We start from the raw sequence: 23091 nt of genomic DNA, 5'->3' as shown, positions 1-23091 counted from the left end.
ATTTTTAACTTAGACATGAAAATGCTGGCAACCTTTTTAATGATTAACATCTTAAACAAATAAAAAGAGAGCGAATATTAATCACTCTCCGGAAACTTTCCAAACGTAAAGATCTTCAACTGTACAGTTTAATTCTTTTGAGATTGTCATTGCATTATTAAGATTCATGACTTTTTTATCTAGATAGTCATTTAACTGTTCTACTGGAATATTTGTTTTATTCGCCAGAACATCAAGCTCAGTGTTACTTTTGGTTAATAATTCTTTAAGATTACTTTTCTTTGCTTTATACGCTGCCAAATTTGACACCTCGCTTCTTAATCAAGCATAGCACAATACGAAATGAATTGATACTTTCCATCATATTATTTTCTAATTTACTAATTAGCAGGCATTAGAAAGTGATATTTTGAATAGGAAAGGTAGAGAATAATATTATGAATATAAGAAGTATTGTATTATTTTATTAATTTAATTAGGTATTCTACAAATTGTGTGCTATGCTTAAGTTAACCATTGAAATACCTTTTAGCAAGTTTAGTTCCCCATTCTTTTTTGAGTGGGGATTTTTTTATTGCGTATAAACCATAACAAAATCAAATAAAAAAGGACCCGTATTACGGGTCCTTTTTTATTTGAAATTATGCTTTGTTTACGTTAGTTGCTTGTGGTCCACGTTGACCTTGTTCAACTTCAAAAGTCACTTTTTGACCTTCGTCTAAAGATTTAAATCCTTCGCCTTGGATAGCTGAGAAATGTACGAATACATCGTCTCCACCTTCAACTTCGATGAAACCGAAACCTTTTTCTGCGTTAAACCATTTTACTGTACCTTGTTGCATAATTGTTGCCTCCTGTGTGGAAATACCACAATTTATTACTATCCTTGCTCAATTAGATATCAAAGGCGAAAAGTTTAAACACTTATTCTTTCCTTACAGACCGAACAAAAATAATTCTTCTATAGCATAACAGATAATTTTTAGAAAAGCAAATAAGGAAAAATAAAACTTCTACAGAACCTGGTTTATTTGCCAAATTGTACTTAACCAAATAAATATGTTACAACCAATAAAGAGTTACTTACAGGAGGAGTTATAATGGAAGAAATAAAACAATTATTATCTAAAGCGTTAAAAACAAATAAACAAGTTATAAAAGGTCAGGAATTTAGTATAAAAGCACATTTAACTGGTAGAGAAGATTATATAAACCTATACGTGAGCGGTGCTGTAATTGCTGTTTATGATATAGAAGATCAAGATCTAAATATACTCAACTTTAAATTTAAAAAAGCTGTAAAATATTTTGGTGAATGCTTAGAAGAAGAGGGAATGGAAGTATACATTGATGAAGGCTTAATGGATTAACACTTCCGGTATTGGAGTGTTTTTTGTTAATAACAGGTCTGGTTTAGCAGACTGATGTAATTGTATAGAAGTTAAAATAATCAATTATGCAGGAAAGTAATAAAGGAATAAAGAATAGTTATTACAATAACAAATACTGGAGGGATGATTTTGGGGATTTTAGACGGACTAATGGGTAATGTCTCAGAAGTTGATATCAGTTCAGTTGAAAAAGAATTAGAAGTAATTATTATTGATAACGAAAAAATTGAAAAAGCTTATAAATTAATTCGAGATTTAATTGTTTTTACAAATACGCGATTAATTCTTATTGACAAGCAAGGAGTAACAGGGAAGAAAGTGGAATATCATTCAATTCCATACAAAAGCATCACCCATTTTAGCGTAGAAACGGCTGGTAGCTTTGATTTAGATGCAGAATTAAAAATTTGGATTTCCAGTACAGCAAATCCAGTTTCGAAGCAATTCAAAAAAGATAAAAGCATTTATGATGTACAAAAAGCATTAGCATCATATGTAGCAAGATAATATAAAGCAGCTCATGCAGGTCTCCCAATCGTTTAGAGGGAGGCCTTTTTATGAAAAAACCTGTCATGAATATAGAAACGAAAAAATAATCTTTTATAAATTTACAATAGGGAGACAAACATGCGAGTTAAAGATCTAACAATAACACGTCTTTTTACAGTCAACTCTTTTATTGAAGTGGCAAATATTGCAAACAAATTTGAGTCAGATATTATGATTGTAGGACCAAACTTTAAAACAGATGCTAAAAGTTTATTAGGATTATTAGCAACCATTCAAACAGGAACAAATATTCGAATTGTAGCAGCTGGAGAGGATGAAGAAGAAGCCATAAAGGAATGTATTAAACTTTTTTTATAATGTGATAAAAACTTAATTAGGAATTACCTTTTTTTATTCACCTTGTCCGTAGAACTTGAATACTCTATAAAAACGGAAACATCAAGGATGGGTGAATACAATTGGTAAAAAAATTCATGATGTTTAGGTGGATGGAAAAAAGAAGGCAAAATCACATTGAAAAAATGAAGGACCTTGGGAAATGTCCTGATTGTCGTGGATATGGAGTTGTTATTGTGCCAATGCACTATATAGGGAGCAATGTAGAGTGTTATACGTGTAAAGGCACAGGAAAATACACAGTATGGGAAAATAATAGATAACTTAAAAATAAAAGAAAGTGTCAACCCCTCCAACAAATGAATTGCAGGAGAGGTCAGACACTCTTTTACATATAAATTAGTTCTTTTCTAATAGACGTTCCTTCTGGTCATGATATTCATCTTCTGACAAAATGTCTAAATCATACAATTCTTTAATTTTCTTTAATTTTTCAAAATTATCAACAGCAGAATCCACTCTCTGATTTTTTACTTCAACAATCTTTTCTTCAATTAGTTCCTTCAATTCCATTGCCATTTCTCTTTCTTGCTTGGAAAACTCAATTGTGTTTTCAAGTCTTTCGCTTTTATGTTCATTCTTACCACAATCAAGGACCATGTAACCATTTGAAGCAAATCCAGGTTCTTTAACTGAAACATTAACAATGTTTTTATAGTGTACTAATTTTATTTTGTTAAATTTCCCTAAGAACCCACCATGAATTATTTCAATACTGTTTTGGTACATATAAATCGTAGTTTTACTTCCTTTTTTAAACATATATTCTTTAAATGCTAATTCAGCCACGATAATCCCCTCTTCTATCCCCAGAAATTAAATTAATAAACTCTTTTATTTTACAAAAAAAATCGACAATTGTTAATAAGAATTCAATCATGTATGTAGATATTTTTATAGATCATTTTTCTCATATTTTACACTTTTTGATTCTTCTTTATGTTGCATGATTAAATATTCTTAAAATTGAACTCTGAACAGGCCTCTTATAAAAAAAATTGGTGAAAAAGGTTTAAAATGTCACCTCTTGTTGAATAGTAAGGAATATTAAGGAAAAAGAGGTGAACCCATTGAATTTTCTTCGTGGATTATCAGAATGGAAGCAAGCAAGAATCGAGAAAGTTCGCGCTGATATGGAATCTTTAGGAAGGTGCCCTGATTGTAGGGGTAGAGGTTTTACATCATCCTTAACAAGTGTTTATACACCTACGTATGATGCGGTGTTTGATTGTCCAGGTTGCAATGGTACTGGGCAATATGCAGAATGGAATGGTAATGGTGACCAATATCAGTAAATGAGTTGTTAAGAATGGATAGTAAACTGATTTTTGAGCAAAAATAGACTTGGCTTCACAAAAGATGTGAGGGGGAGATATGAAATGAAATGGCAAAAGCAATTACTTTCTAAATTAAAGCAACGAGACGGAAAGAAAATAGCTCTAGCGATTGATACTTCTACAAATCAAACGAACACACTGTTAATACAAAATATTGTTAAGTTATTTGGAGAAGTAACCCCTAATGCATTACTAGTGCAAGCTGACTTTAAGATAAGAAGCATTACTCCTATTAAGGAAGATAAAATTACTTATTATACTCATGGAAAGTCCTCGTATACAGAAGTGCTTGAGTGGGGTGAAAAAGAAAAAATAGACACCCTCTTTTATATAACGGATGTAACTGGATATTTCTATGATGAACTTCAGGTAAACAATGAAGTTTTTTGGTTGGTTCCCGATGAATTTGTCCCAAAAGTACCATTTGGAAAGGCGATAAGGGTAGCTTAAATTTACGTAGTTACTTCTCGAGTTGAAAGAAAAGAGGCTGACAAAAGTTGTCAGCCTTTCTATAGTAGGAGATAGCAAAGGTGGCATTATCGTGGATAAGAAAGCATTTATAAGAGAGTTTACCTCAAAAACAGGCGAGACAGTTATCCTTCGACCTGTAGAAAAGAGAGATGCTGAATTAATCGTTAGTGCAGTGGATCAGATTATTAAGTCTGGTTCCTATATCCAAAAGGAAGCCGCTCGATCTATACAGGATGAAATCAAATTTATAGAGCATATGGCTCTCCTAGATAATATGTATGTCTCAGTAGAAATAAATCATCAAATAGTAGGTATTGCTCGAGTTATTAGGGGAGAATTGGAAATGAAAAGACACACTGGACTTTTTCGTACATGGTTAGTTGAGGCAGCTCAAGGAAAAGGAATTGGAACGGAACTTCTGAATTATACGATTGAATGGTGTAAGGCTCATGAATTACATAAATTATGCTTGACCGTTTTTGCGTCAAATGGATTAGCTCATAAACTTTACGAAAGATTTGGATTTGTACAAGAAGGTATACAAAAGGATCAAGTCAAAATTAACGAAAAATATGATGACGAGATTTTTATGGCATATTTCTTTAAGTAATTTCCAACAATTCTCAATGAGTGACAGCTAAAAATGATATATAATAAAGATGCACAACAACAACTCCTTTAAAACGTTAGCTTTTCCCCTTTTGATTGGGAAAGGCTTTTTTTATATGTTAAGGTAATTTGCAATTGTGTAACTTTACATAAAAACTTATATAAATGGATAATTTTAGACAAAGTTGGTGATAGTAACCTTATTGAAAATGAGGTGAAAACCAATATGGTCTATGCGTTATCTGTTGGAAAGGCAATTCCACAATATGAAATGAGTCAGGAAACAACTGTGGAGTTTGCTAAAGAAATATTTCATGACTCTTTTAAAGATCTAGAACGACTTCTACCCGTATTTAAAAACGGTGAAATAGAAAGAAGACAATTTGCAGAACCGCTTGAATGGTATAAGCAAACACATACATTTGAAGAAAAGAATGAACTGTACATTGATAGAGCCGTAACATATGGTGTTGAGGCAGTAAAAAATTGCTTAACTAATCATACCTTGTTACAGCAGGACATTCACTATAAAGAAATAGATGCGATTTTCTTCATTAGTACAACAGGAATCTCCACACCTAGTATTGATGCTAAAATTATGAATTGCTTACCCTTTAAAGAAACGACTAAGCGCATCCCTATTTGGGGATTAGGGTGTGCTGGGGGTGCAGCAGGTTTGTCCAGAGCATATGAATATTGTCTGGCATTTCCTGAAGCAATGGTTCTTGTTATCTCTGTTGAGCTTTGTAGCCTTACTTTTCAGCATGACGATAAGACGAAAAGCAACTTGATTGGAACGTCATTGTTTGCAGATGGTGTTGCCTGTACATGTATCACAGGAAGTCATGTGAACTGGAAGAAACGATCAAAATTGGCTTCACTGCCAAGATTGTTGGGGACAAGATCGACATTTATGAAAGATTCTGAAGATGTAATGGGATGGAATATTAAAAATAATGGTTTATATGTTGTTTTTTCTCGTGATATTCCCTCTATTATTAAAAAATGGTTGAAACCGCAAGTAATAGATTTCTTAAAGGAATACGACCTTGAAGTAAAAGATATTAATCATTTTATTGCACATCCTGGTGGTAAAAAGGTGCTGGATGCGTATATGGATGGTCTAGGTTTTAATGAACATCATTTGCATATTTCAAAAGAAATCTTGATCAAACACGGAAATATGTCATCAGTAACGGTTATGTATGTTTTAGAACAATATTTAAAACGTGAAGTTGGTAAACCAGGTGAACATGGCTTAATTGGAGCACTTGGTCCAGGATTTAGTTCTGAAATGCTACTCGTTAAGTGGGAGGGTAAATAAATGTTGTTTTATCTTTTATTTTCATTATTGATTGTTCAGCGACTTACTGAGCTATATATTGCGAAAAAGAATGAAAAGTGGATGATAAATAGGGGAGGAGAGGAACATGGTAATAAACATTACCCATTTATTGTATCCCTACACGTCCTGTTTCTTATCTCGCTTTTATTAGAGGTAATTATATTTCATAAAGATTTAACTGAGGTTTGGTTTGTGTTAGTACCTATATTATTTATTACACAATTCATGAGATACTGGTCTGTAATTTCTCTCGGAAATTATTGGAATACAAAAATCATTATCGTTCCAAATGATATTGTCGTTTCAAAAGGCCCATATCAATTTATCAAACACCCAAATTATGTTGTAGTTGCAGTAGAAATTCTAATTATCCCTCTGTTGTTCGATGCATATGTCACATCATTAGTGTTTACTATGCTAAATATAGTCATGATGACAATTAGAATACCTGCTGAAGAAAAAGCGCTTCAAACATATACAAATTATCAAGAAGTATTTACAGTAAAATCAAGGTTTTTACCTAATAAAAGATAATCAGCAGATTTTTCAAAAAATTCCGGGAGAGATATTGAAAATGATTATCATTGATGATAGAATGAATCTATATTGAAAATCATTCTCAAAATATGGAGGTCTGCTGCGAATATGACTATGTTATTTGTCGGTTGTACCGTTGTTACTTATAGTGTATTGATTGGTTACATATTAAAGAATATAGATGCTCAAAAAGCTTAAAGCTCACAGAAATGTGGGCTTTATTTTTTTGTTAATGTATCTAGAAAAGCCAAGATATTAATTTGTATAGAAACACAAATGAGTTTGCATAGAAAAATATAATAAAATTCTGTAAAATATAAGGTATTAAATGTATAGAGACAAAGGGGATTATCATGACAACGGCTGTGAAATCGAAAGACCTAATGCAAATCGTTATAAATCTTCATAATGAAATAAAAAAGCATGATACTGAAAATGCTCATAAGTTAGTTGAGCTCGCTAACAAGCTTTATCATCAGAAACTATATGTGGCCTTTGCTGGCCATTTTTCCGCTGGTAAGTCATCTATGATTAATAAGCTATTAGATGAACAAATACTCCCAACAAAGCCTATTCCAACAAGTGCTAACTTAGTACTATTAGAAAAAGGCCAAGAGCAAGTCACTCTTTATTCTTCTGCAAAAGAAAGTATTGAATTAGCGGGAGATTATTCAATCGAGCAAGTGAAAGAATATTGTAAGCAAGGCGACGAAATTGAAAGAATATCCATAAAAAAGCCTTACCAAAACCTTGAAGAAGATATTGTGATTATGGATTCGCCTGGAATCGATTCTACAGATGCAGCACATAAGTTATCGACTGAGTCCATGCTTCATATTGCCGACACCATTTTTTATGTTACAGACTATAACCATGTTCAATCTGAGGAAAATCTTTCATTCATAAAAGAAATGAAAGATCGAAATAAAATGATTTTCCTTATTGTAAACCAAATTGATAAGCATGTTGAAAAGGAAATTGAATTTAATCATTTTAAAAAGCATATTGAAGATTCATTTGGTGAAGTTGGATTACATCCGCAAGATGTCTTTTTTACAACATTAAAAGATGACCAACATCCTGCGAATCAACTGGATCAAGTAAAAGATCTTATTAAGGTTATTGTTGAGGATAAAAAGCGCTATATAGATCAAAATGTTCATGATTCTGTTACACAAGTCATAAAAGAACATATAGAGAAGTATGAAGAGCAATTAAATTTAACCGATGTAGATGAAAAGGAAGTTCGTGATCGGTTAAACACACTTCAAGAGCAAAAACAATTGATCGAGAAAAAAGTAAATGATGAAGAAAAAATAATTGAAAATTTAACTGTTGAAACAAATGATAAAGTGTCAGCTATTTTAAAAAGTGCAAATTTAATTCCTTATGAAACAAGAGAGAAAGCAGCAGCCTATATAGAGGCGGCTGATCCTGCATTTAAGGTAGGGTTTTTATTTTCAAAAACAAAAACAGATCAAGAACGTGATCGAAGAAAGACTGAGTTGTATGAAAGTTTAAAACAAAACATTGAAACTCAAATATCCTGGCATTTTCAGTCATTACTAAAAGACTATTTAAAAACCTATGAAATACACGATCCAGAGGTCATTCAACAAGTACAATCATTTGTTGTTAAAGTTACAGAGCAAGTGATAACGGATGCTATGAAAGCAGGGGCTTCTTATAATAATCAGTATGTATTGACCTATTCATCTGATGTTAGTGAATTAATAAAAAAGCATAGTAAACAACAAGTCATGAGCTTGTTTCAGAAAATTATTGATTATGTAAAAGATAGTCGACAAAGTGAGTTAGACACAATTTATAAGGATTTAACTAACTGTAAAGCAGAGATGGCTAAAGTTGAAGATGTAGTATGCAGATTTGAGAATCTGGCAAACTATGAAGAAAATATTTTAAAAATTAGACATGGAAAATTTGTTGATTCATTAGATAATCAAAAATGGTTGGAAGAAAACCAATTTTATAAGAAAAGTGTAAGAACTCTTAAGCTTGAGGAAGTTCTTAATGGTATAGTTCAGGATAGTGAGACAGACTTAGATGCCCCAAGGGCAGATCAGCCTTTAGGGAATCGAGATGAATTTATTCAACAGGCAGAGAATATGTTAAAAGCACTCGAAAATATTCGAGGCTTCAAGCAATTCACAGATTCTTTAGAAGGAAAAATTAATAGTTATAAAAACAGATCATTCACAGTTGCATTGTTTGGGGCTTTTAGTGCAGGTAAATCTTCTTTTGCAAATGCATTAATTGGTGAGAGGCTTTTACCTTCCTCTCCTAATCCAACTACTGCCACAATAAATAAAATCGCGCCAGTGACAAATGAAAAACATCATGGGTTAGTGGAAGTAAAATTAAAGTCTAAGGAAGCATTACAAAAGGAAGTAATTGAAAGTATCCCTACACTAAGTGAAAAGGACACTTCTACTTTTGAAGTATTTGTAAAAAGTGTGCTTAATCACCAGGGAAAAGATCAAAATGAAAATGATCAGTTAACTAAATATAAAACAGCTCTTCCTGATTATCAGAGCTTAACAACATCAGGTTTGTTACTTACTTCTTCAAAAGAAACCTTTAAAGATTTTGTTGCAAATGAAAATAAAGCATGTTTGGTTGAAGAAGTAATTGTTTACTTTGATTGTCCAATTACAAGAGCAGGTATTACATTAGTTGATACGCCTGGAGCGGATTCTTTGCATAAGCGTCATACAGATGTTGCCTTTCAGTATATTAAAAAGGCAGACGCCATCCTTTATGTGACATATTATAACCATCCTTTTTCAAAAGGAGACCGCGAATTTTTAAGGCAACTGGGCAGGGTAAAGGATTCTTTTACATTAGACAAAATGTTCTTCATTATAAATGCAGTTGATTTAGCGAAAGATGAAGAAGAGGTTGAACTAGTCAAAGCATATATTCGAGATCAATTCTTAAAGCATGAAATACGAAATGTTCGTCTTTATGGAGTATCAAGTTTAAATATACTTTCTGAGAACTTTACTAATGAAAAAGACTATGCAACTTTTAAAAAGCAATTTGATTCTTTCATTAAAGAAGAGCTCACAAACACAACAATCATTTCAATTAGGGAAGATCTAAAACGCTCTAAGGAACGAATCGAATTATTAATCGATGCTGCTGAAAAGAGTGGAATGGAAAAAGAACAAATACGAAACAATCTGCTAAATGAAAAACAAAAAGTAAAAGAAGAATTAACACAAGTATCAAATCAGCATTTAAAGAAAACTGTCACCCAGGAAATTGAGGAACTTGTTTTTTATTTAAAGCAAAGATTGTTCTTCCGTTTTAATGAATTTTTTAAAGAAAGCTTTCATCCAAGTGTTTTTCATCAAACAAGTGATACACAGCAGGCTTTACAGACTTGCTTAGACGATTTAGTTAGAACAGTTGAGTTTGAGTTAGTTCAAGAATTACAAGCAACTTCTTTGCGAATTGAAAATGTGATAAAGAAGACTTTTGATGATGAATATATAAGAATTTCTCAACTCATAAAGAAACAATCGCAATCCATCACATTGTCTAGTGTTGAATTCGAAGAAATGTTAACACCCGATATCACGGTTGAGTTTTCTCGGGATATGATAGCGCAATTAAAACCTTCGTTAAAATTATTTAAGAATACAAAATCTTTCTTTGAGAAAAATGAAAAGAAATTAATGGGGGAAGACCTAACAGAAAGATTTAATGAGCCAGTTACAATGGTATTAGATAACTATAATCAGAAGTTTTCTGACTATTATCAACATACAGTGATGAAGATGCACTCAAGCTTAATTCAGCAAATTACGGTTCAAACAGAAGAAAGCTTTGAGGCACTTCTTGACATTCAATTCGAAGACACAGGCTACTTAAAACAGGAGCAATCCAATCTTAGTCAAGTTATTGGACTTTTAGCTTAAGTATGCTTCTTCTTGGGAATTTTATGATACAATCTATGGATATAAACAAAAACATGTAGGGGGAAGGAGCATGGATCATAAAACGTATCAAGTTTGTGCTACATGTATACATTTTGAGGCAGTACGAAAAAACAACTCTATGCTTTATACCTGCACTCGATTAAGATATGAGACAAAGCCAACTTATTCGTTTAATTGCTGGACTCCCAAGGAACATGTTAAGAGGTTAATGGAAAAACGAGGTGAGAATATTGAGTAATGTACATGAAGCTATTTCACAGCATAGTAAAAACCAACATCACCATATTCAAGCATATTTAAAGCTTGAAGAAAAAAGGGAAGCACTAATTGAGGAAGCGATCTTCTTATGTGTGAATGCGAAGCCTTTTGAGGTTGAGCAAATTAATACTGTAACAAAAGAAATGAATGAGCTTGCTTCAAAGGGAATCGTTCCAACACGTAAGCTTGTGACTAAGAAAATGGTTGAAGAATTTGTTGTAAAGAAATATGGTAAATAAAGGTGCTTCCTAGCATTTCCAACTACCATTTTGAGCAAACCCGATTGAAATGCCTTTCAAGTGGAAAACTAATCTCGATTGATTAAAGTGAAAGGTGTGAATGAAATGGGACGCACAAAATTAGGAAATGCAAATGCACAACGCAACAATAATAAAAAGAAGAAAAATGATTTTAACACTGAGTTTGAATCATATGCTCAACACGAAGCATTAAAACTTAGTAAAGATAATAAAGAAGATTAGCCTAAGAAGCCAGTGTGGAACTTTTAGTTTCAACTGGCTTCTTTGTGGTGTTAACTTCCACTTCCCCTCCAATAACCTCACTCAAAATTAACTCTAAGTACCAACTCCTACTTTAAAGATATATGTTATACTTACCTATGAATCTGATGAAACTAGCGATCTATTTTTATATGCTTGAAAGGAGATTTCAATGGAAAACAACAAACAACACTTATTAATTGTCGATGGGATGGCGCTTTTATTCCGTTCTTTCTTTGCGACATCTGTTTACGGGCAATTTATGATTAATAGTAAAGGAACACCTACAAATGCAATTTCAGGATTATTAAAGCATTTGATTTCTGTTATAGAATATACAAAACCAACACATGTTATCTGTTGCTGGGATATGGGAAGTAAAACTTATAGAAATGACATTTTTTCAGATTATAAAGCAAATAGACCTGAGGCACCAATAGAGCTTCAACCGCAATTTGACCTTGCAAAAGAAGTTGTAGCTGCATTAAATATTCCAAACGTAGGAATAGAAGGTTATGAAGCTGATGATTGCATTGGAACACTTGCAAAAACATACGAAAATGATATGAAAGTATCGATTATAACCGGTGACAAAGATATTCTCCAGCTTTTAAATGATTCTGTAGACGTATTGATCCTTCAAAAAGGAATCGGTAATTACAAACATTATACAAAGAACTCATATATAGAAGAGTTTCAAATCGAACCTCAAATGTTAATTGATGTTAAGGCGTTAATGGGCGATCCGAGTGATAATTATCCTGGTGTAAAAGGAATAGGAGAGAAAACAGCATTTAAATTAATTACTCAATATCGATCAATTGATGTGCTGTTGCAAAATGTTTCAGAGTTAACCAAAGGTCAAAAAACAAAAATAGAAAATGATTTGGACATGTTACTTTTATCAAGAAAATTGGCCGAAATTAATTGTCAAGCACCTCTTGAATGTTTACTTGAAGATGCTATTTTTCAAATTGACGAAGAAAAGGCATTTTCTATTATTAAGGATTTAGAACTAAAAGGAATTCAAAAGTTACTAAAGAATGTAACTGACGTGAAAGAGGCTATATAATATTAAAATTTTAGAGAGGCCTAAGCCTCTCTTTTTTATTTCGTATTTTTTTTCTTAGCTGCATTTTCAAGTTTACTTTTTGGCTCGGTTGAAAATTCAACATCTTCAGCATGACCTTGTGGGTTAACACTTGGCGCTTTTCTTCCGCGATTATTACCTTTTTTTCACTGCTCATGTTCGGTCACCTCCATTTGTATTATGACCAAAAATCCACAAAGAAATTTATGACGAAAAAAGATGGAATTTGTCGACGTTTTTTTGATATGATCAAAGTACTACATATTTCGATAAGGATGAATAATACAGGATGGCTCGTACAGTTAGAGATTATGTTACCTTTTTAGCTAGTAAAGGATTTATCCTAGGTGAGGAAGCTTATGGTTTCATTGAGTTTGGACAGCAGTATACAGATACATCAGATGAAATTGTCATTATTGCCATTGAGCTTACATTAAAAATACAAAAAGAATTTGATGGTTCTTTTTATATTTCATTATTAGAACAATTTAAGGCAGAAGACATACTGAATCGTAAACAGGCTTTTCATCATATACAAACATTAAATTTAATGTAAAAAGTCTTTAAGCTTAGGGCTTAAAGACTAGTTTCTTGATTAATCGATGTTTTAAGTATTTTCATATTAGGCAATTCTGAAACAATCATGGCTAAAAAAATAAGGAAGCAGCCAATTAAACCATTTGTAGTTAAACGTTCGTTAATTAAAAGAAAGGCTGTTAGAGCAGCGAATACTGGTTCCATAGCAAAAATTAGCGCTACTCTTGCGGCTGTGGTAATTTGTTGAAACTTAGTTTGAAGTAAAAAGGCTAGAGCAGTTGCCAGTATCGATGTAACAGCTAACGCAATTAAAACGTCCATATTTAATAAGGCGGTTGATACAATTGATGATCTCTCGAATAAACCAGCGCTTATAAAGCTTAATAGAGAGACAGTTAAGAGCTGAATGATAGTTAAGGGTAGTGCTTTATGTTTGTTTGAAAATTTTCCTGTATAAACAATATGAAGGGCAAACCCAATAGCACAAATCAATACAAGACCATCACCTATATTCATTTGGGATAATCCTGCAACAGTAAGAAAGTACAAGCCTATTGTTCCTACACCAGCAGCGATAAATACAACAAAGTTTGGTTTTTCCTTCAAGATAAATACAGATAATAAAGGAACTACCATAACGCTTAGACCTGTAATAAATCCGGCTTTTGAGGATGTTGTATACATCAGACCAACAGTTTGAAAACTATATCCAATAAATAAAAATATTCCTAAAAATACTCCTGATTTAAGCAATTCTTTAGATAACCAACCTTTAGGGATTTTAAAGAGAAATAATGATAGTAGAGTTTTGCCGCAATTAAAAAGCGAATTCCATTAAACAAATTAGGTGGTATAAATTCAATTGCATTTTGAACAATCACAAAGGTTGCTCCCCAAATAAATGCTACAAATAACAGACTTGCATCTGCTACTAACGTTCTTTTCATTTATGTCACTTCTTTCTTTCAGTATAAACTAAGATTGTTTCAAAATAGCACTTCTGGCTAACTGGTCGGCGACTTTATTTTCTTTACTAGGAATCCATTTTAAGAAGAACAAATCAAATTGATTAGAAAGCTTCATTACCTTTTCTAAAAGAGGAGCAAAATTGTTATTCTTAACAAATTGTTTTTCAAATGCTCGATCCACAAGTTGTGAATCAGTTCTAAAAGAAGCGACTTTATATCCTTGATTCAAACAAATCTCCATTCCTTTAATCAATGCATGATATTCTGCTTCATGATTTGTCATAGATCCTAAAGGTAAAGAGTATTGTTCGGCCGTACCATGTCCTTTTATAAAGATTCCTGCACCAGATAAACCTGGATCACCTGCACTGGCTCCATCTACATATACTTCAATCAAACAAACACCTCCAAAATTAAAATATTTCATTAAATACTAAAACGATGGTAAAATTAATAGCATTATCATAAAGGAAATGATAAAAACAAACACAAGTAGAATAAATCGAATATGATTATAGCACATTGATAACATTAGTTATAGGAAGAATTATTCGAAACGGTTTTGATGATATTAGTGATATAGAAACATCAAGATTTCCCCTTAAAATTAAGAAATTTCAGGAGTGAATCTATTGAATTATCGCATAGAATGGACTTATCAAACAAAAAGAAAATTAGAAACAACGATAACAACAGAATATCATTCTTTAAATGAATCCATTGTTTTGGCTGAGGACTTTCTTCAAACTGGAAGAGTAAAGAACCTTTCATTTTTCTCAGAGGATGGCCAGTCATGGACTCTTAAGGAGCTTAAAAAATTAAAAGACATTGTTAAAGATGAACCACATGATGTTGTTGCCTTTTTTGATGGTGGATTTCATAAAAGCACAAAATTAGCTGGATTCGGTGCAGTGGTTTATTACACGCAAAGTGGAAATCGATATCGAATTCGAATGAATGAAAAAGCAGAAGAAATGGAATCAAACAATGAAGCAGAATATGCTGCCTTTCATTATTTGGTGGATGTTCTAGAGGAAAACGGAATAACGAAACAAAAAGTATTGTTCAAAGGTGACTCGCAAGTAGTATTAAACCAACTATCAGGTGAATGGCCTTGTTATGAAGAAGAATTTAATAATTGGCTAGATCGCATAGAAGGCAAATTAAAAAAACTGAAAATAACAGCATCCTATGAGCCGGTATCGAGAAAAGAAAATACAGAAGCAGATAAGCTAGCAACGCAAGCGATGGAAGGAATCGAGATTAGAAGTAAAATGATCATAAATGAGGACGTTGAAGAACATGAGTAAAAAGCAAACACTCCAAGAACTTAGTGAAATCATTGATACTTATTGTGTGAATTGCTTGTTAAAAAAGCATTTTAGAGAAGAGTATGGAAAAAGCTATGCCCATTCTTTTTGTATTAATAAATGTACTGTTGGTGAGAAAATAAAAGAAGTGGGCAAGAAGTTGTTGTAACATGTAACTGTTACAAACTAAAAGCAAGAAGCAGATCATAACCTATAGTAAATAAAACACCTTTTGATAACGAAAAAATCCGCCATATAGCGGATTTTTTTGTAGATAAATGCATTTATTTTCTAGCTTCTGATAATTGATGCTCACACTGTTGTAACAGTTGTTGCTGTTTATTCACAAAATCTGAATCAACACCTGTTTCATTCGCGCGACTCATAATATCCTTCGCATCTCTTATTGCATTTTCTGCATGTTGTAGAGCTTCCGGATCTAATTGCATTGTTGCAGCTCCAACCATTTTTTGTGCTGCTTTTACAGATGCTTCAAGTTGTCCTAAATCATTCATTCCACTAATTAATCCAGTATGATTTATTTGATCCATAAAAAACACCTCCAATCATTATTTTTTGAATTATTAACATGAAATATTCGTTAAAAAAAACAAAATTATTTTCTATGACAAATGAAGGTGTCATGTTAAAATGAAAATAGGATTATATATTGTAAAAATATAGGATTAATATAAATCATTTTGACTATATATCTGTCAAAATTTTATTGGTGGAGGAGAGATTCACTATGGCAACTGAGCCGTTAGATTCATCTATTAAAGAAGCATTTTCTGAAATTTATAAAGATCTTGACAAATTGGTCTTTATAGCGAACAACGCAAATATATTCAATTCAAATGAGGTTAGTAGAATTGAAAAAAGTATTAAGCAAAATGTTAAAGCAATCGAATATTTATTGATCAGTCAGAAGTCTGGCATGACAAAATAAAAGGAGAGCCAACAAAAACTGAAGGTCAAGTCATATTATCTAACGATTGGTTACATAATAATAAACGCAAAAAAGAGGCTGAAAAATCCAGCCTCTTTTAAATCTAGTTGTTTATGGTTAAATCACACGTATGAAATCTTGTGATTATAACTTTGTAACGTTAGCAGCTTGTGGTCCGCGGTTACCTTCAACGATTTCAAAGGAAACTTCTTGACCTTCTTCTAATGATTTGTAACCATCGCCTTGGATAGCAGTGAAGTGTACGAATACATCGTCTCCGCCTTCAACTTCGATGAATCCAAAACCTTTTTCATTGTTAAACCATTTTACTTTACCGTTTTGCATAGTACTTAATCCTCCTAATACTGTAGCACGGGTGGTGCTAAAAAAAATTTTATCATTAATGAATATGATATGTAGATTTTAACAAGGATGATAGATTTTCTGAGATGTATTATTACAATATATACTCAGCTTAATGATAATTTAACTATACACTAATCTAAAGATAACCGTCAAGGTCAAGAAAAATGTTTTAACAAAACTTTCAGAAACTTACATTTGTGGAATAGATAATACTTACATAACACAAGCATATAATGATTAAAAAGTATGGAGTGGATCTTAATGCGTAAGTTTGATTTAAATGGAAGTAGCATCATTATTACGTCCTCAAAAAAAATAGATGATTCAGAGTTTAATAGAGCTTTATCAAGCTATTGTTAATGTAGGAAATAAACTATTGTATTTAAGAAAATCTTCCATCATTTTAATTCAAGATCATGAAGAAAATTTTATCGTTGTAGAACGAATGAACACAGATACTATTACGTTACATATTCATCATGAAATACCATTAGATCATGTATATAAAATAGGCTAAAAGAGACAATAGTTAATGGAAAATTTAGTTCCCTTTTTTCAAAAAAAGTTTATAATAGTGTTGATACATGTCAAAAGTTTTTGGCGAGTAAAGATGAATACATAATCATCTTTCCAAAGTGCTTATGTGAAGGGGGATTTAAAAATGGTAGAAAAATCGTTTACAATCACAAGTGAAGCAGGTTTACACGCTAGACCAGCAACAGCTTTAGTGAATGCAGTAAATTCATTTACAGCTGATGTTAACTTAGAGGCTAATGGTCGTACAGTTAACTTAAAATCAATTATGGGCGTAATGTCACTTGGTATCTCTAAAGGAACAAAAGTGACAATTACAGCAAGTGGAAGCGATGAACAAGCAGCACTAGAAGCTGTTGAACGCGCTATTACTACAGAAGGCCTAGGAGAGTAATAACTGGTTAAAAGGCGGGGGATAACCCGCCTTTTGCATGTGGAAATTTATTTATTCCATTCTTGTTTTGTCTCTTTGATCTTTATTTCGTTTGTTTCCTTTGCTATTGTCTCCGGCAATATGTTCTTCAGCAAACTCCATTTGATTCATTCCGTTTTGTGGCGAGTTTTGATTTTTACTACCTTTATTATATTTTTTTGTCATCATAATCCTCCTCTTATTAAGAAAACATTTCCTAATCTATGTATGAGTAATGATTTATCATACAGAAGTTATTTTTTGTTGAATGTGAAAATATATTCCTTAAACATAAGATCTCTTTAAATGAAAGAAAAGATGTCCGGTCAAAAAACCGGACACCTTTAGAGAAATACCGCTACATTTGTACAGCATTGTTTTTTGAGGGCACAAGCTTTTGTTGAAGTTTCTTTGACTGATAAATCCACCCTGTATATGAAGAGATAACTTGAAGATTCTTATCAAGTTTAACCACTGCCATATATGGGTAATGATGATTATGACGAAATCTCAGATCAATCCAACGGACTTCATATCCTTTTGGATGAGGAACATACATAGCATGAACATGCCCTGAATTTGCTAGAAAATGTTTTACATTATGATCGTCCTGGGAAGCAATAATAAAAGGGCAAAGTTGATCATGTTTTTCGAAAGTATGGATAGGGTGAAGACCATTTTTATCAAGAATACCAACATAATAAATTTGATCTGTTTCGAACACAACATGCCATTTGCGAAGCCATACAGTTGGAACAATTGTACAAATTCCTTTCATATCCATCGATTGAATAACTTGTTTTTTGTTTTTTAGTGATATGAAAAAACGAACAACAAGATAACCAATAATCACGATATATCCCCATAAAAATACAAATCCAGAATGAAATCCAATAGTCCAAAATGAAAAACAAATTAGGTGAACCAAGATGATAAATGGATCAAATAACGGGACAAAGTTTAATGACAACCATTTTTTTGTTAATGGTCTTGCAGCTTGAGTACCATATGCATTTAAAATATCAAATCCAACATGTAAGATAACTGCTAAAAAAGTCCAATAAAGTAAAGGAAAGAATGAAACGTCCTTAAAAAAGAGAAACGTAAAACATGAAATAAGTACTGTCCAAAGAAAAAGGGCAGGGATAGAATGAGAGGCACCTCTATGATGCTCAATATACATGCCATTACCTTTTAAAAGTTTAATTCCGTAATCAAAATCTGGTGCATTTGATCCTATGACCGTACCAACCATAATAGCTTGTGCTAATTCAGGACTACCCGCGACAGCAGGATCAATATAAGCTAAACCAGCTAAACCAAATCCCATTATTATGTGAGTACTTGTATCCATTTCGGCCTCCAGATAGTAAGGTAAACCTCTCATCCGTTTAAGACACTAATAGTTTACGGAATCCCCGCCATTACTTTTTTATCTCTAATGTAAGAAGCTTCTTTTATCATATCTTCAATAATAATATCTGAAGAATTAGGCACATGTAGTTTTTTAATATTGTCTCTCATTTTTTGTAACTTTAGATCATCTGCCAATAATTGATTTACTTCATCAAAAATATCTTCAATTTGATTAATAATAATTGCGGAAGAATTATCTTCAAAAAAGTGGGCATTTTCTTTTTCTTGACCAGGAACAGGTTTAAAAAGGACAACAGGTAACCCAATTGCAGTTGCTTCTGTTAGAGTAATACCCCCTGGCTTTGTTATCATGCATGAAGCAACTCGGTATAACTCATCAATTCGCTCAACATAACTTAATACACTAAATTGCTCAGGATACTGAGTAGCGAGAGGATCCAGCGTTTCTTTTAGTAAAGTATTGTTTCCACAAACAACGACGGTTTGAATATGTTCACTTTGTTTAATAAATGATTGGCATAATTCCTTAACATTTTTTAAAACTCCATGTGCACCTGCGACGATAAGTAATGTTTTCTTATCAGGATCTAACTTGTATTTTTCATAGATTTCGTTTAAATCCATTTTTTCTTCGAATTGTTTCCGAATAGGTATTCCTGTGACTTTTATTGTGCTTGGATGGATGCCAAGTTGTAAAAGTTTCTCCTTAACATGATTTGTAGCAACATAATATTTATCAATATTTTCATGAACCCAAATTCTGTGTAAACAAAAGTCAGTCAGGACATTAAACGTGGGAATCACTGTACCAGTCTTACGACGATATTCAGGAACAACAATCATTGGGAAGGTATTAATGATCATGTCGGGTTGCTCACTTGTCACGATTTGATGCAAACGTTTGTGCCCCATTTTAAAATAAAGGTTCATCATTCTTTTGTTATAAATTTTATCAACTCCGTAGTAAAACAGGCGATAAAATTGTTTTCCGATTGAGAAACTTTTTAAATATAAGTATTGGGTTATTTCTGAAAAAACGGGAAAAGATTCCGAGTAAAGATTACACACAATTACCTTGCTAAAACCCATCTGCTTACACTTATCTTCTAATGTCTTTGCAACTTGAACATGACCATTGCCATATTTAGCTGTCAAAATTAACACCTTCGAATTTCTTTTCAACATTTTCACCTCAATCTAGTAAAGAAACGGATCATTACAAGAAAAAAAGTTCATATCAAACTATATGTAAAATATGAACTCAATTTGTCTTAAAGATTACCATATAATTATTACTTTTTTATAAAGCAATTATTAAGTATTTCTTAAGATGTAAAGTGGTTGTAAAAAATATTGAATTTTTAAATAGAATTGTGGTTAGATAAATAGTTTGCGAGACTTTCAATCCCAAATATACGGTGTTTCTTGGTATACGTAATAGTTCAGCCAATTCACAAACAGTAGGTTCGCATGTGACCTCCAACACTGTATTGGTCTATTTTTAGGATCGTTATTTTTAAAATAATTTTCTGGCATCTCGATTTCCAGGCCCTTTGAAAGATCACGTTCATATTCATCTTTTAATGAAGTTAATTCATATTCAGGATGCCCTGTTAAAAAGATTTGTTTACCATCCTGTGACATCACTAAACAAACTCCCGCTTTATCGGAATAAGAAAGAATTTGAAGATCTTCAACTCGTTCAATTTCCTCTTTTAATACATCTGTATGTCTAGAGTGTGGAACAAAGTAAAGGTCATCAAAACCTCTTACCAATTTTACTGTTGGATCTACAATTTCATGCTCAAAAATTCCAAAGCATTTTTTATCCAATTGATATTTATTTACGCCATAGTGATGGTAAAGTCCTGCTTGGGCACCCCAACAAATATGTAAAGTTGAGGTAACATTTGTTCTAGTCCAGTCCATAATTGTTTGAAGTTCAGGCCAATATGAGACTTCATTGAACTCCAAATGCTCAATTGGTGCACCAGTAATAATCATCCCATCAAACTTTTTATGCTGGATATGTCTAAAAGTTGTATAAAATTCCTTTAAGTGCTCTATTGCAGTTGTTTTTGATTTATGTGTTTCAGGACGTAAAAAAGTAATGTTTAACTGTAATGGTGAGTTACCCAATAGTCGTAACAACTGTGTTTCTGTTTTTTCTTTTTCAGGCATGATATTTAGAATGATAATATTTAAAGGACGTATATCCTGAGAGTATGCTCTATTTTCATCCATGATAAAGATATTTTCCTGTTCAAGGATTTCTTTCGCTGGTAAGTGATTTGGAATATTGATTGGCAAAGAAAACACCTCCGAAATAAACTTTATATTATTGTCATAACAATAATTGATAAATATGACAAATGACTGATTCTTTATTATAGAAAGTTTAGAAAAATAATTCAATTTATATATTTCAAATAATTGTTTTTCTACATTAATAAATTGACATATTGATTGATGGATAAGGATGTATGGTAATATATTCTAAAGATCATTTTAACAACAAAGCGAGGAAAAAACAGTGAATAGTCATCAAAAATTTAAATCAGATATCGAAATTGCCCTTGAAACACCACTTTTACCAATACAGCAAATAGCCAATAATCATTTAGATTTAAAGGAAGAAGAGTTAGAGCTATTTGGAAAATATAAAGCTAAAATTTCTCTTGATGTTTTAGAAAGATTAAAGGAGAAAGAACCAGGTAAGCTTATTTTAGTTACATCTACTAACCCAACCCCAGCTGGAGAAGGAAAATCAACAGTAACAGTAGGTTTGGCTCAAGCACTTAATAAACTAAACAAAAAAGCGATTATTGCAATGAGAGAACCTTCGCTTGGACCAACAATGGGATTAAAAGGTGGAGCTACAGGTGGCGGCTATTCTCAAGTTATTCCTATGGATGAAATAAACCTGCATTTTACAGGTGACATACATGCAATTACGACAGCAAATAATGCGTTGGCTTCATTTATTGATAATCATCTTCACCACGGAAATTATTTAAATATCGATCCTAGAAGAATTGTATGGAGACGAGCATTAGATTTAAATGATCGAGCTCTTCGAAATATTACCATCGGCTTAGGTGGACCTACAAATGGCATTCCAAGAGAAGACCATTTCGATATTACGGTAGCTTCTGAAATTATGGCTGTTTTATGTTTAGCTAGCAGTTTAGATAATCTTAGAGAGAGACTTTCAAGGATAGTAATCGGATATACATACTCAAAAGACCCGGTTACAGTGGCCGATTTGGGTGTTGAAGGTGCTTTAACTCTTCTTTTAAAAGAAGCGATAAAGCCTAATCTTGTTCAAACAATTGAACATACACCGGCTCTAATTCATGGTGGACCATTTGCGAACATTGCACATGGTTGTAATAGTTTGCTTGCGACCAAAATGGCGACAATGCTTGGAGATTATGTGGTAACTGAAGCTGGATTCGGTGCTGATTTAGGGGCGGAAAAATTCCTTAATATAAAATCTCGAATTGGAAAGCTTAATCCTTCTGCTGTTGTCATCGTCGCAACAATAAGAGCTCTTAAAATGCATGGTGGATTGAGGAAAGATCAATTACAGCAAGAAAATACGGATGCTCTAATAAAAGGAATAACAAACTTAAAAAAACATATTGAAACAATAAAAAGCTTTGGACTGCCATACGTAGTAGCAATTAATAAATTTGTTTCTGATACAGAAGCTGAAATAACAGAACTATTAAATTGGAGTGATCAGGAAGGTCATCCTGCTGTTTTATGTGAAGTATGGGAACATGGCGGCAATGGAGGAGTAGAACTAGCTGAAAAAGTACTCAAGATTATTGAAGAGGGAGAAAATTCTTTTCAATTTCTATATAAAGATGAAGATTCGATTGAACAGAAAATTTTCAATATTGCAAGTAAAGTTTATGGAGCAACAGGAGTTCAGTTCACAAATAAAGCAAAGAAACAAATTCAAGAATTTGAGTTCTTGGGATGGAGCAATTTGCCTATTTGTATGGCTAAAACACAATATTCTTTAACAGATGATGCCTCTGTGTTAGGTAGACCTGAAAGCTTTACGATCACAATACGTGAATTAAAGGGCTCCTTAGGTGCCGGCTTTATCGTTGCTTTAACCGGTGATATCATGACAATGCCAGGTTTACCATCTGAGCCTGCAGCTCTAAATATGGATGTTTCAGTAGATGGAAAGGCAACTGGCTTGTTTTAGGAGG

The 23091-nt window shown here is 32.5% G+C and carries 31 protein-coding genes and 1 pseudogene; 19 read left to right on the top strand and 13 right to left on the bottom strand.

The genetic code is table 11. The annotated features are described in order from the left end of the window. Window positions 1-81: 81 nt before the first annotated feature. Together MVE64_RS03830 and MVE64_RS03825 are read right to left on the bottom strand one after the other, a co-directional pair. On the bottom strand, window positions 82-300 hold the full coding sequence (locus MVE64_RS03830; RefSeq protein ID WP_231307745.1) for a helix-turn-helix domain-containing protein: 219 nt from the start codon (window positions 298-300) through the stop codon (window positions 82-84). Window positions 301-641: 341 nt separating this feature from the next. Beyond that, the gene (locus MVE64_RS03825) at window positions 642-842 is read right to left on the bottom strand and encodes a cold-shock protein (protein WP_098796095.1); all 201 of its coding nucleotides are present in this window, start codon (window positions 840-842) and stop codon (window positions 642-644) included. Window positions 843-1100: 258 nt separating this feature from the next. On the opposite strand from MVE64_RS03825, the gene MVE64_RS03820 reads away from it, so the two are divergent. From MVE64_RS03820 to MVE64_RS03810, 3 genes are all read left to right on the top strand, one after another. Then, window positions 1101-1370: a hypothetical protein gene (locus tag MVE64_RS03820; protein ID WP_247343945.1), complete on the top strand. Its 270-nt coding sequence runs from the start codon at window positions 1101-1103 to the stop codon at window positions 1368-1370. A 150-nt stretch (window positions 1371-1520) separates the two neighbouring features. Next, complete coding sequence (locus MVE64_RS03815) at window positions 1521-1898, top strand: PH domain-containing protein (protein ID WP_247343943.1); 378 nt, start codon at window positions 1521-1523, stop codon at window positions 1896-1898. 120 nt (window positions 1899-2018) lie between these two features. After that, window positions 2019-2258, top strand: a complete 240-nt coding sequence (locus MVE64_RS03810; RefSeq protein WP_231307742.1) for an HPr family phosphocarrier protein — start codon at window positions 2019-2021, stop codon at window positions 2256-2258. A 378-nt stretch (window positions 2259-2636) separates the two neighbouring features. On the opposite strand, the gene MVE64_RS03805 is transcribed toward MVE64_RS03810, so the two are convergent. Further along, window positions 2637-3086, bottom strand: a complete 450-nt coding sequence (locus tag MVE64_RS03805) for a hypothetical protein (protein ID WP_247343941.1) — start codon at window positions 3084-3086, stop codon at window positions 2637-2639. Between the two features lie 281 nt (window positions 3087-3367). Between MVE64_RS03805 and MVE64_RS03800 the strand changes: the two genes are divergently transcribed. The 9 genes from MVE64_RS03800 to MVE64_RS03755 all read left to right on the top strand — a co-directional run bounded on the left by MVE64_RS03800 (window position 3368) and on the right by MVE64_RS03755 (window position 12391). Then, window positions 3368-3592, top strand: a complete 225-nt coding sequence (locus tag MVE64_RS03800) for a methionine aminopeptidase (RefSeq protein ID WP_231307740.1) — start codon at window positions 3368-3370, stop codon at window positions 3590-3592. An 84-nt stretch (window positions 3593-3676) separates the two neighbouring features. Then, window positions 3677-4084: a VWA-like domain-containing protein gene (locus tag MVE64_RS03795; RefSeq protein ID WP_247343938.1), complete on the top strand. Its 408-nt coding sequence runs from the start codon at window positions 3677-3679 to the stop codon at window positions 4082-4084. Between the two features lie 91 nt (window positions 4085-4175). Next, entirely contained in the window at window positions 4176-4715 is a 540-nt protein-coding gene (locus MVE64_RS03790) for a GNAT family N-acetyltransferase (protein WP_247343935.1), read from the top strand. Between the two features lie 225 nt (window positions 4716-4940). Next, window positions 4941-6038, top strand: coding sequence for a type III polyketide synthase (locus MVE64_RS03785; protein ID WP_247343933.1), 1098 nt, complete (start codon window positions 4941-4943; stop codon window positions 6036-6038). Next, window positions 6039-6593, top strand: a complete 555-nt coding sequence (locus MVE64_RS03780) for an isoprenylcysteine carboxyl methyltransferase family protein (protein WP_247343931.1) — start codon at window positions 6039-6041, stop codon at window positions 6591-6593. It abuts the gene before it with no gap. A gap of 356 nt (window positions 6594-6949) precedes the next feature. After that, on the top strand, window positions 6950-10540 hold the full coding sequence (locus tag MVE64_RS03775; protein ID WP_247343929.1) for a dynamin family protein: 3591 nt from the start codon (window positions 6950-6952) through the stop codon (window positions 10538-10540). 251 nt (window positions 10541-10791) lie between these two features. Next, the gene (locus MVE64_RS03765) at window positions 10792-11058 is read left to right on the top strand and encodes a DUF2533 family protein (protein WP_247343925.1); all 267 of its coding nucleotides are present in this window, start codon (window positions 10792-10794) and stop codon (window positions 11056-11058) included. Window positions 11059-11163: 105 nt separating this feature from the next. Beyond that, a complete protein-coding gene (locus tag MVE64_RS03760) occupies window positions 11164-11301 on the top strand; it encodes a hypothetical protein (protein WP_247343922.1) in 138 nt (45 codons plus the stop codon). Between the two features lie 190 nt (window positions 11302-11491). Further along, the gene (locus MVE64_RS03755; RefSeq protein ID WP_247343921.1) at window positions 11492-12391 is read left to right on the top strand and encodes a 5'-3' exonuclease; all 900 of its coding nucleotides are present in this window, start codon (window positions 11492-11494) and stop codon (window positions 12389-12391) included. Between the two features lie 35 nt (window positions 12392-12426). Here the strand turns inward: MVE64_RS03755 and sspL are convergent. Then, window positions 12427-12552 (bottom strand): annotated as a pseudogene (gene sspL / locus MVE64_RS03750) (small, acid-soluble spore protein L); the annotation flags it as partial. Between the two features lie 146 nt (window positions 12553-12698). On the opposite strand from sspL, the gene MVE64_RS03745 reads away from it, so the two are divergent. Further along, window positions 12699-12965 carry a DUF6123 family protein gene (locus tag MVE64_RS03745; RefSeq protein ID WP_098797438.1) on the top strand — a complete coding sequence of 89 codons (267 nt, stop codon included), beginning with the start codon at window positions 12699-12701 and terminating at the stop codon, window positions 12963-12965. Between the two features lie 20 nt (window positions 12966-12985). Here the strand turns inward: MVE64_RS03745 and MVE64_RS27730 are convergent, their stop codons facing one another. From MVE64_RS27730 to MVE64_RS03735, 3 genes are read right to left on the bottom strand one after another with little or no spacing between them, the layout of a single operon-like run. Beyond that, the gene (locus MVE64_RS27730) at window positions 12986-13699 is read right to left on the bottom strand and encodes a DMT family transporter (RefSeq protein ID WP_486639812.1); all 714 of its coding nucleotides are present in this window, start codon (window positions 13697-13699) and stop codon (window positions 12986-12988) included. After that, the gene (locus tag MVE64_RS28285; protein WP_486639810.1) at window positions 13675-13893 is read right to left on the bottom strand and encodes an EamA family transporter; all 219 of its coding nucleotides are present in this window, start codon (window positions 13891-13893) and stop codon (window positions 13675-13677) included. Before MVE64_RS28285 ends, MVE64_RS27730 begins: the two co-directional genes overlap by 25 nt. A gap of 28 nt (window positions 13894-13921) precedes the next feature. Continuing rightward, complete coding sequence (locus MVE64_RS03735) at window positions 13922-14311, bottom strand: reverse transcriptase-like protein (RefSeq protein WP_231307732.1); 390 nt, start codon at window positions 14309-14311, stop codon at window positions 13922-13924. Window positions 14312-14537: 226 nt separating this feature from the next. Here MVE64_RS03735 and MVE64_RS03730 point away from each other — a divergent pair, with 226 nt between their 5' ends. Continuing rightward, window positions 14538-15224, top strand: coding sequence for a reverse transcriptase-like protein (locus tag MVE64_RS03730; RefSeq protein ID WP_345740746.1), 687 nt, complete (start codon window positions 14538-14540; stop codon window positions 15222-15224). Then, window positions 15217-15393, top strand: a complete 177-nt coding sequence (locus tag MVE64_RS03725; protein ID WP_098797434.1) for a zinc-finger domain-containing protein — start codon at window positions 15217-15219, stop codon at window positions 15391-15393. Before MVE64_RS03730 ends, MVE64_RS03725 begins: the two co-directional genes overlap by 8 nt. A 115-nt stretch (window positions 15394-15508) precedes the next feature. Here the strand turns inward: MVE64_RS03725 and MVE64_RS03720 are convergent, their stop codons facing one another. Then, window positions 15509-15775, bottom strand: a complete 267-nt coding sequence (locus tag MVE64_RS03720; protein WP_247343916.1) for a DUF2564 family protein — start codon at window positions 15773-15775, stop codon at window positions 15509-15511. A 197-nt stretch (window positions 15776-15972) separates the two neighbouring features. Here MVE64_RS03720 and MVE64_RS03715 point away from each other — a divergent pair, with 197 nt between their 5' ends. Further along, window positions 15973-16173: a hypothetical protein gene (locus MVE64_RS03715; RefSeq protein ID WP_098797432.1), complete on the top strand. Its 201-nt coding sequence runs from the start codon at window positions 15973-15975 to the stop codon at window positions 16171-16173. A 144-nt stretch (window positions 16174-16317) separates the two neighbouring features. Here MVE64_RS03715 and cspD read toward each other — a convergent pair whose 3' ends face one another. Then, complete coding sequence (cspD, locus tag MVE64_RS03710; RefSeq protein ID WP_046590248.1) at window positions 16318-16518, bottom strand: cold-shock protein CspD; 201 nt, start codon at window positions 16516-16518, stop codon at window positions 16318-16320. A gap of 397 nt (window positions 16519-16915) precedes the next feature. On the opposite strand from cspD, the gene MVE64_RS03705 reads away from it, so the two are divergent. Together MVE64_RS03705 and MVE64_RS03700 are read left to right on the top strand one after the other, a co-directional pair. Beyond that, complete coding sequence (locus MVE64_RS03705; RefSeq protein ID WP_247343913.1) at window positions 16916-17056, top strand: hypothetical protein; 141 nt, start codon at window positions 16916-16918, stop codon at window positions 17054-17056. Between the two features lie 144 nt (window positions 17057-17200). Next, on the top strand, window positions 17201-17467 hold the full coding sequence (locus tag MVE64_RS03700) for a phosphocarrier protein HPr (RefSeq protein ID WP_098797430.1): 267 nt from the start codon (window positions 17201-17203) through the stop codon (window positions 17465-17467). A gap of 51 nt (window positions 17468-17518) precedes the next feature. Here the strand turns inward: MVE64_RS03700 and MVE64_RS03695 are convergent, their stop codons facing one another. From MVE64_RS03695 to metA, 4 genes are all read right to left on the bottom strand, one after another. Continuing rightward, window positions 17519-17671 (bottom strand): hypothetical protein, encoded by a 153-nt coding sequence (locus MVE64_RS03695; RefSeq protein WP_162987399.1) that lies wholly within the window; start codon window positions 17669-17671, stop codon window positions 17519-17521. A 172-nt stretch (window positions 17672-17843) separates the two neighbouring features. After that, a complete protein-coding gene (locus MVE64_RS03690) occupies window positions 17844-18839 on the bottom strand; it encodes a metal-dependent hydrolase (RefSeq protein WP_247343910.1) in 996 nt (331 codons plus the stop codon). A gap of 53 nt (window positions 18840-18892) precedes the next feature. Next, complete coding sequence (locus tag MVE64_RS03685; RefSeq protein ID WP_425594003.1) at window positions 18893-20044, bottom strand: diglucosyl diacylglycerol synthase; 1152 nt, start codon at window positions 20042-20044, stop codon at window positions 18893-18895. Window positions 20045-20263: 219 nt separating this feature from the next. Beyond that, window positions 20264-21172, bottom strand: a complete 909-nt coding sequence (metA, locus tag MVE64_RS03680) for a homoserine O-acetyltransferase MetA (protein ID WP_247343905.1) — start codon at window positions 21170-21172, stop codon at window positions 20264-20266. 223 nt (window positions 21173-21395) lie between these two features. Here metA and MVE64_RS03675 point away from each other — a divergent pair, with 223 nt between their 5' ends. Beyond that, window positions 21396-23087 (top strand): formate--tetrahydrofolate ligase, encoded by a 1692-nt coding sequence (locus MVE64_RS03675; protein WP_247343902.1) that lies wholly within the window; start codon window positions 21396-21398, stop codon window positions 23085-23087. The last annotated feature ends 4 nt before the right edge of the window (window positions 23088-23091 follow it).

Origin of the sequence: Metabacillus endolithicus (assembly GCF_023078335.1) — a bacterium.
GTDB lineage: Bacteria > Bacillota > Bacilli > Bacillales > Bacillaceae > Metabacillus > Metabacillus endolithicus.
The sequence above is the reverse complement of the archived record's forward strand: the minus strand, read 5'-3'. Positions and strand labels throughout refer to the sequence as shown.

Bases quoted from the DNA above. Each gene is read 5' to 3' on its own strand.
- MVE64_RS03690 (WP_247343910.1), bottom strand. From the start codon at position 18,839: ATGGATACAAGTACTCACATAATAATGGGATTTGGTTTAGCTGGTTTA.
- MVE64_RS03825 (WP_098796095.1), bottom strand. From the start codon at position 842: ATGCAACAAGGTACAGTAAAATGGTTTAACGCAGAAAAAGGTTTCGGT.
- MVE64_RS03720 (WP_247343916.1), bottom strand. From the start codon at position 15,775: ATGGATCAAATAAATCATACTGGATTAATTAGTGGAATGAATGATTTA.
- MVE64_RS03785 (WP_247343933.1), top strand. From the start codon at position 4,941: ATGGTCTATGCGTTATCTGTTGGAAAGGCAATTCCACAATATGAAATG.
- MVE64_RS03775 (WP_247343929.1), top strand. From the start codon at position 6,950: ATGACAACGGCTGTGAAATCGAAAGACCTAATGCAAATCGTTATAAAT.
- MVE64_RS03745 (WP_098797438.1), top strand. From the start codon at position 12,699: ATGGCTCGTACAGTTAGAGATTATGTTACCTTTTTAGCTAGTAAAGGA.
- MVE64_RS03755 (WP_247343921.1), top strand. From the start codon at position 11,492: ATGGAAAACAACAAACAACACTTATTAATTGTCGATGGGATGGCGCTT.
- MVE64_RS28285 (WP_486639810.1), bottom strand. From the start codon at position 13,893: ATGAAAAGAACGTTAGTAGCAGATGCAAGTCTGTTATTTGTAGCATTT.
- MVE64_RS03810 (WP_231307742.1), top strand. From the start codon at position 2,019: ATGCGAGTTAAAGATCTAACAATAACACGTCTTTTTACAGTCAACTCT.
- MVE64_RS03780 (WP_247343931.1), top strand. From the start codon at position 6,039: ATGTTGTTTTATCTTTTATTTTCATTATTGATTGTTCAGCGACTTACT.
- MVE64_RS03695 (WP_162987399.1), bottom strand. From the start codon at position 17,671: ATGACAAAAAAATATAATAAAGGTAGTAAAAATCAAAACTCGCCACAA.
- MVE64_RS03700 (WP_098797430.1), top strand. From the start codon at position 17,201: ATGGTAGAAAAATCGTTTACAATCACAAGTGAAGCAGGTTTACACGCT.
- MVE64_RS03795 (WP_247343938.1), top strand. From the start codon at position 3,677: ATGAAATGGCAAAAGCAATTACTTTCTAAATTAAAGCAACGAGACGGA.
- MVE64_RS03725 (WP_098797434.1), top strand. From the start codon at position 15,217: ATGAGTAAAAAGCAAACACTCCAAGAACTTAGTGAAATCATTGATACT.
- MVE64_RS03715 (WP_098797432.1), top strand. From the start codon at position 15,973: ATGGCAACTGAGCCGTTAGATTCATCTATTAAAGAAGCATTTTCTGAA.
- cspD (WP_046590248.1), bottom strand. From the start codon at position 16,518: ATGCAAAACGGTAAAGTAAAATGGTTTAACAATGAAAAAGGTTTTGGA.
- MVE64_RS03760 (WP_247343922.1), top strand. From the start codon at position 11,164: ATGGGACGCACAAAATTAGGAAATGCAAATGCACAACGCAACAATAAT.
- MVE64_RS03820 (WP_247343945.1), top strand. From the start codon at position 1,101: ATGGAAGAAATAAAACAATTATTATCTAAAGCGTTAAAAACAAATAAA.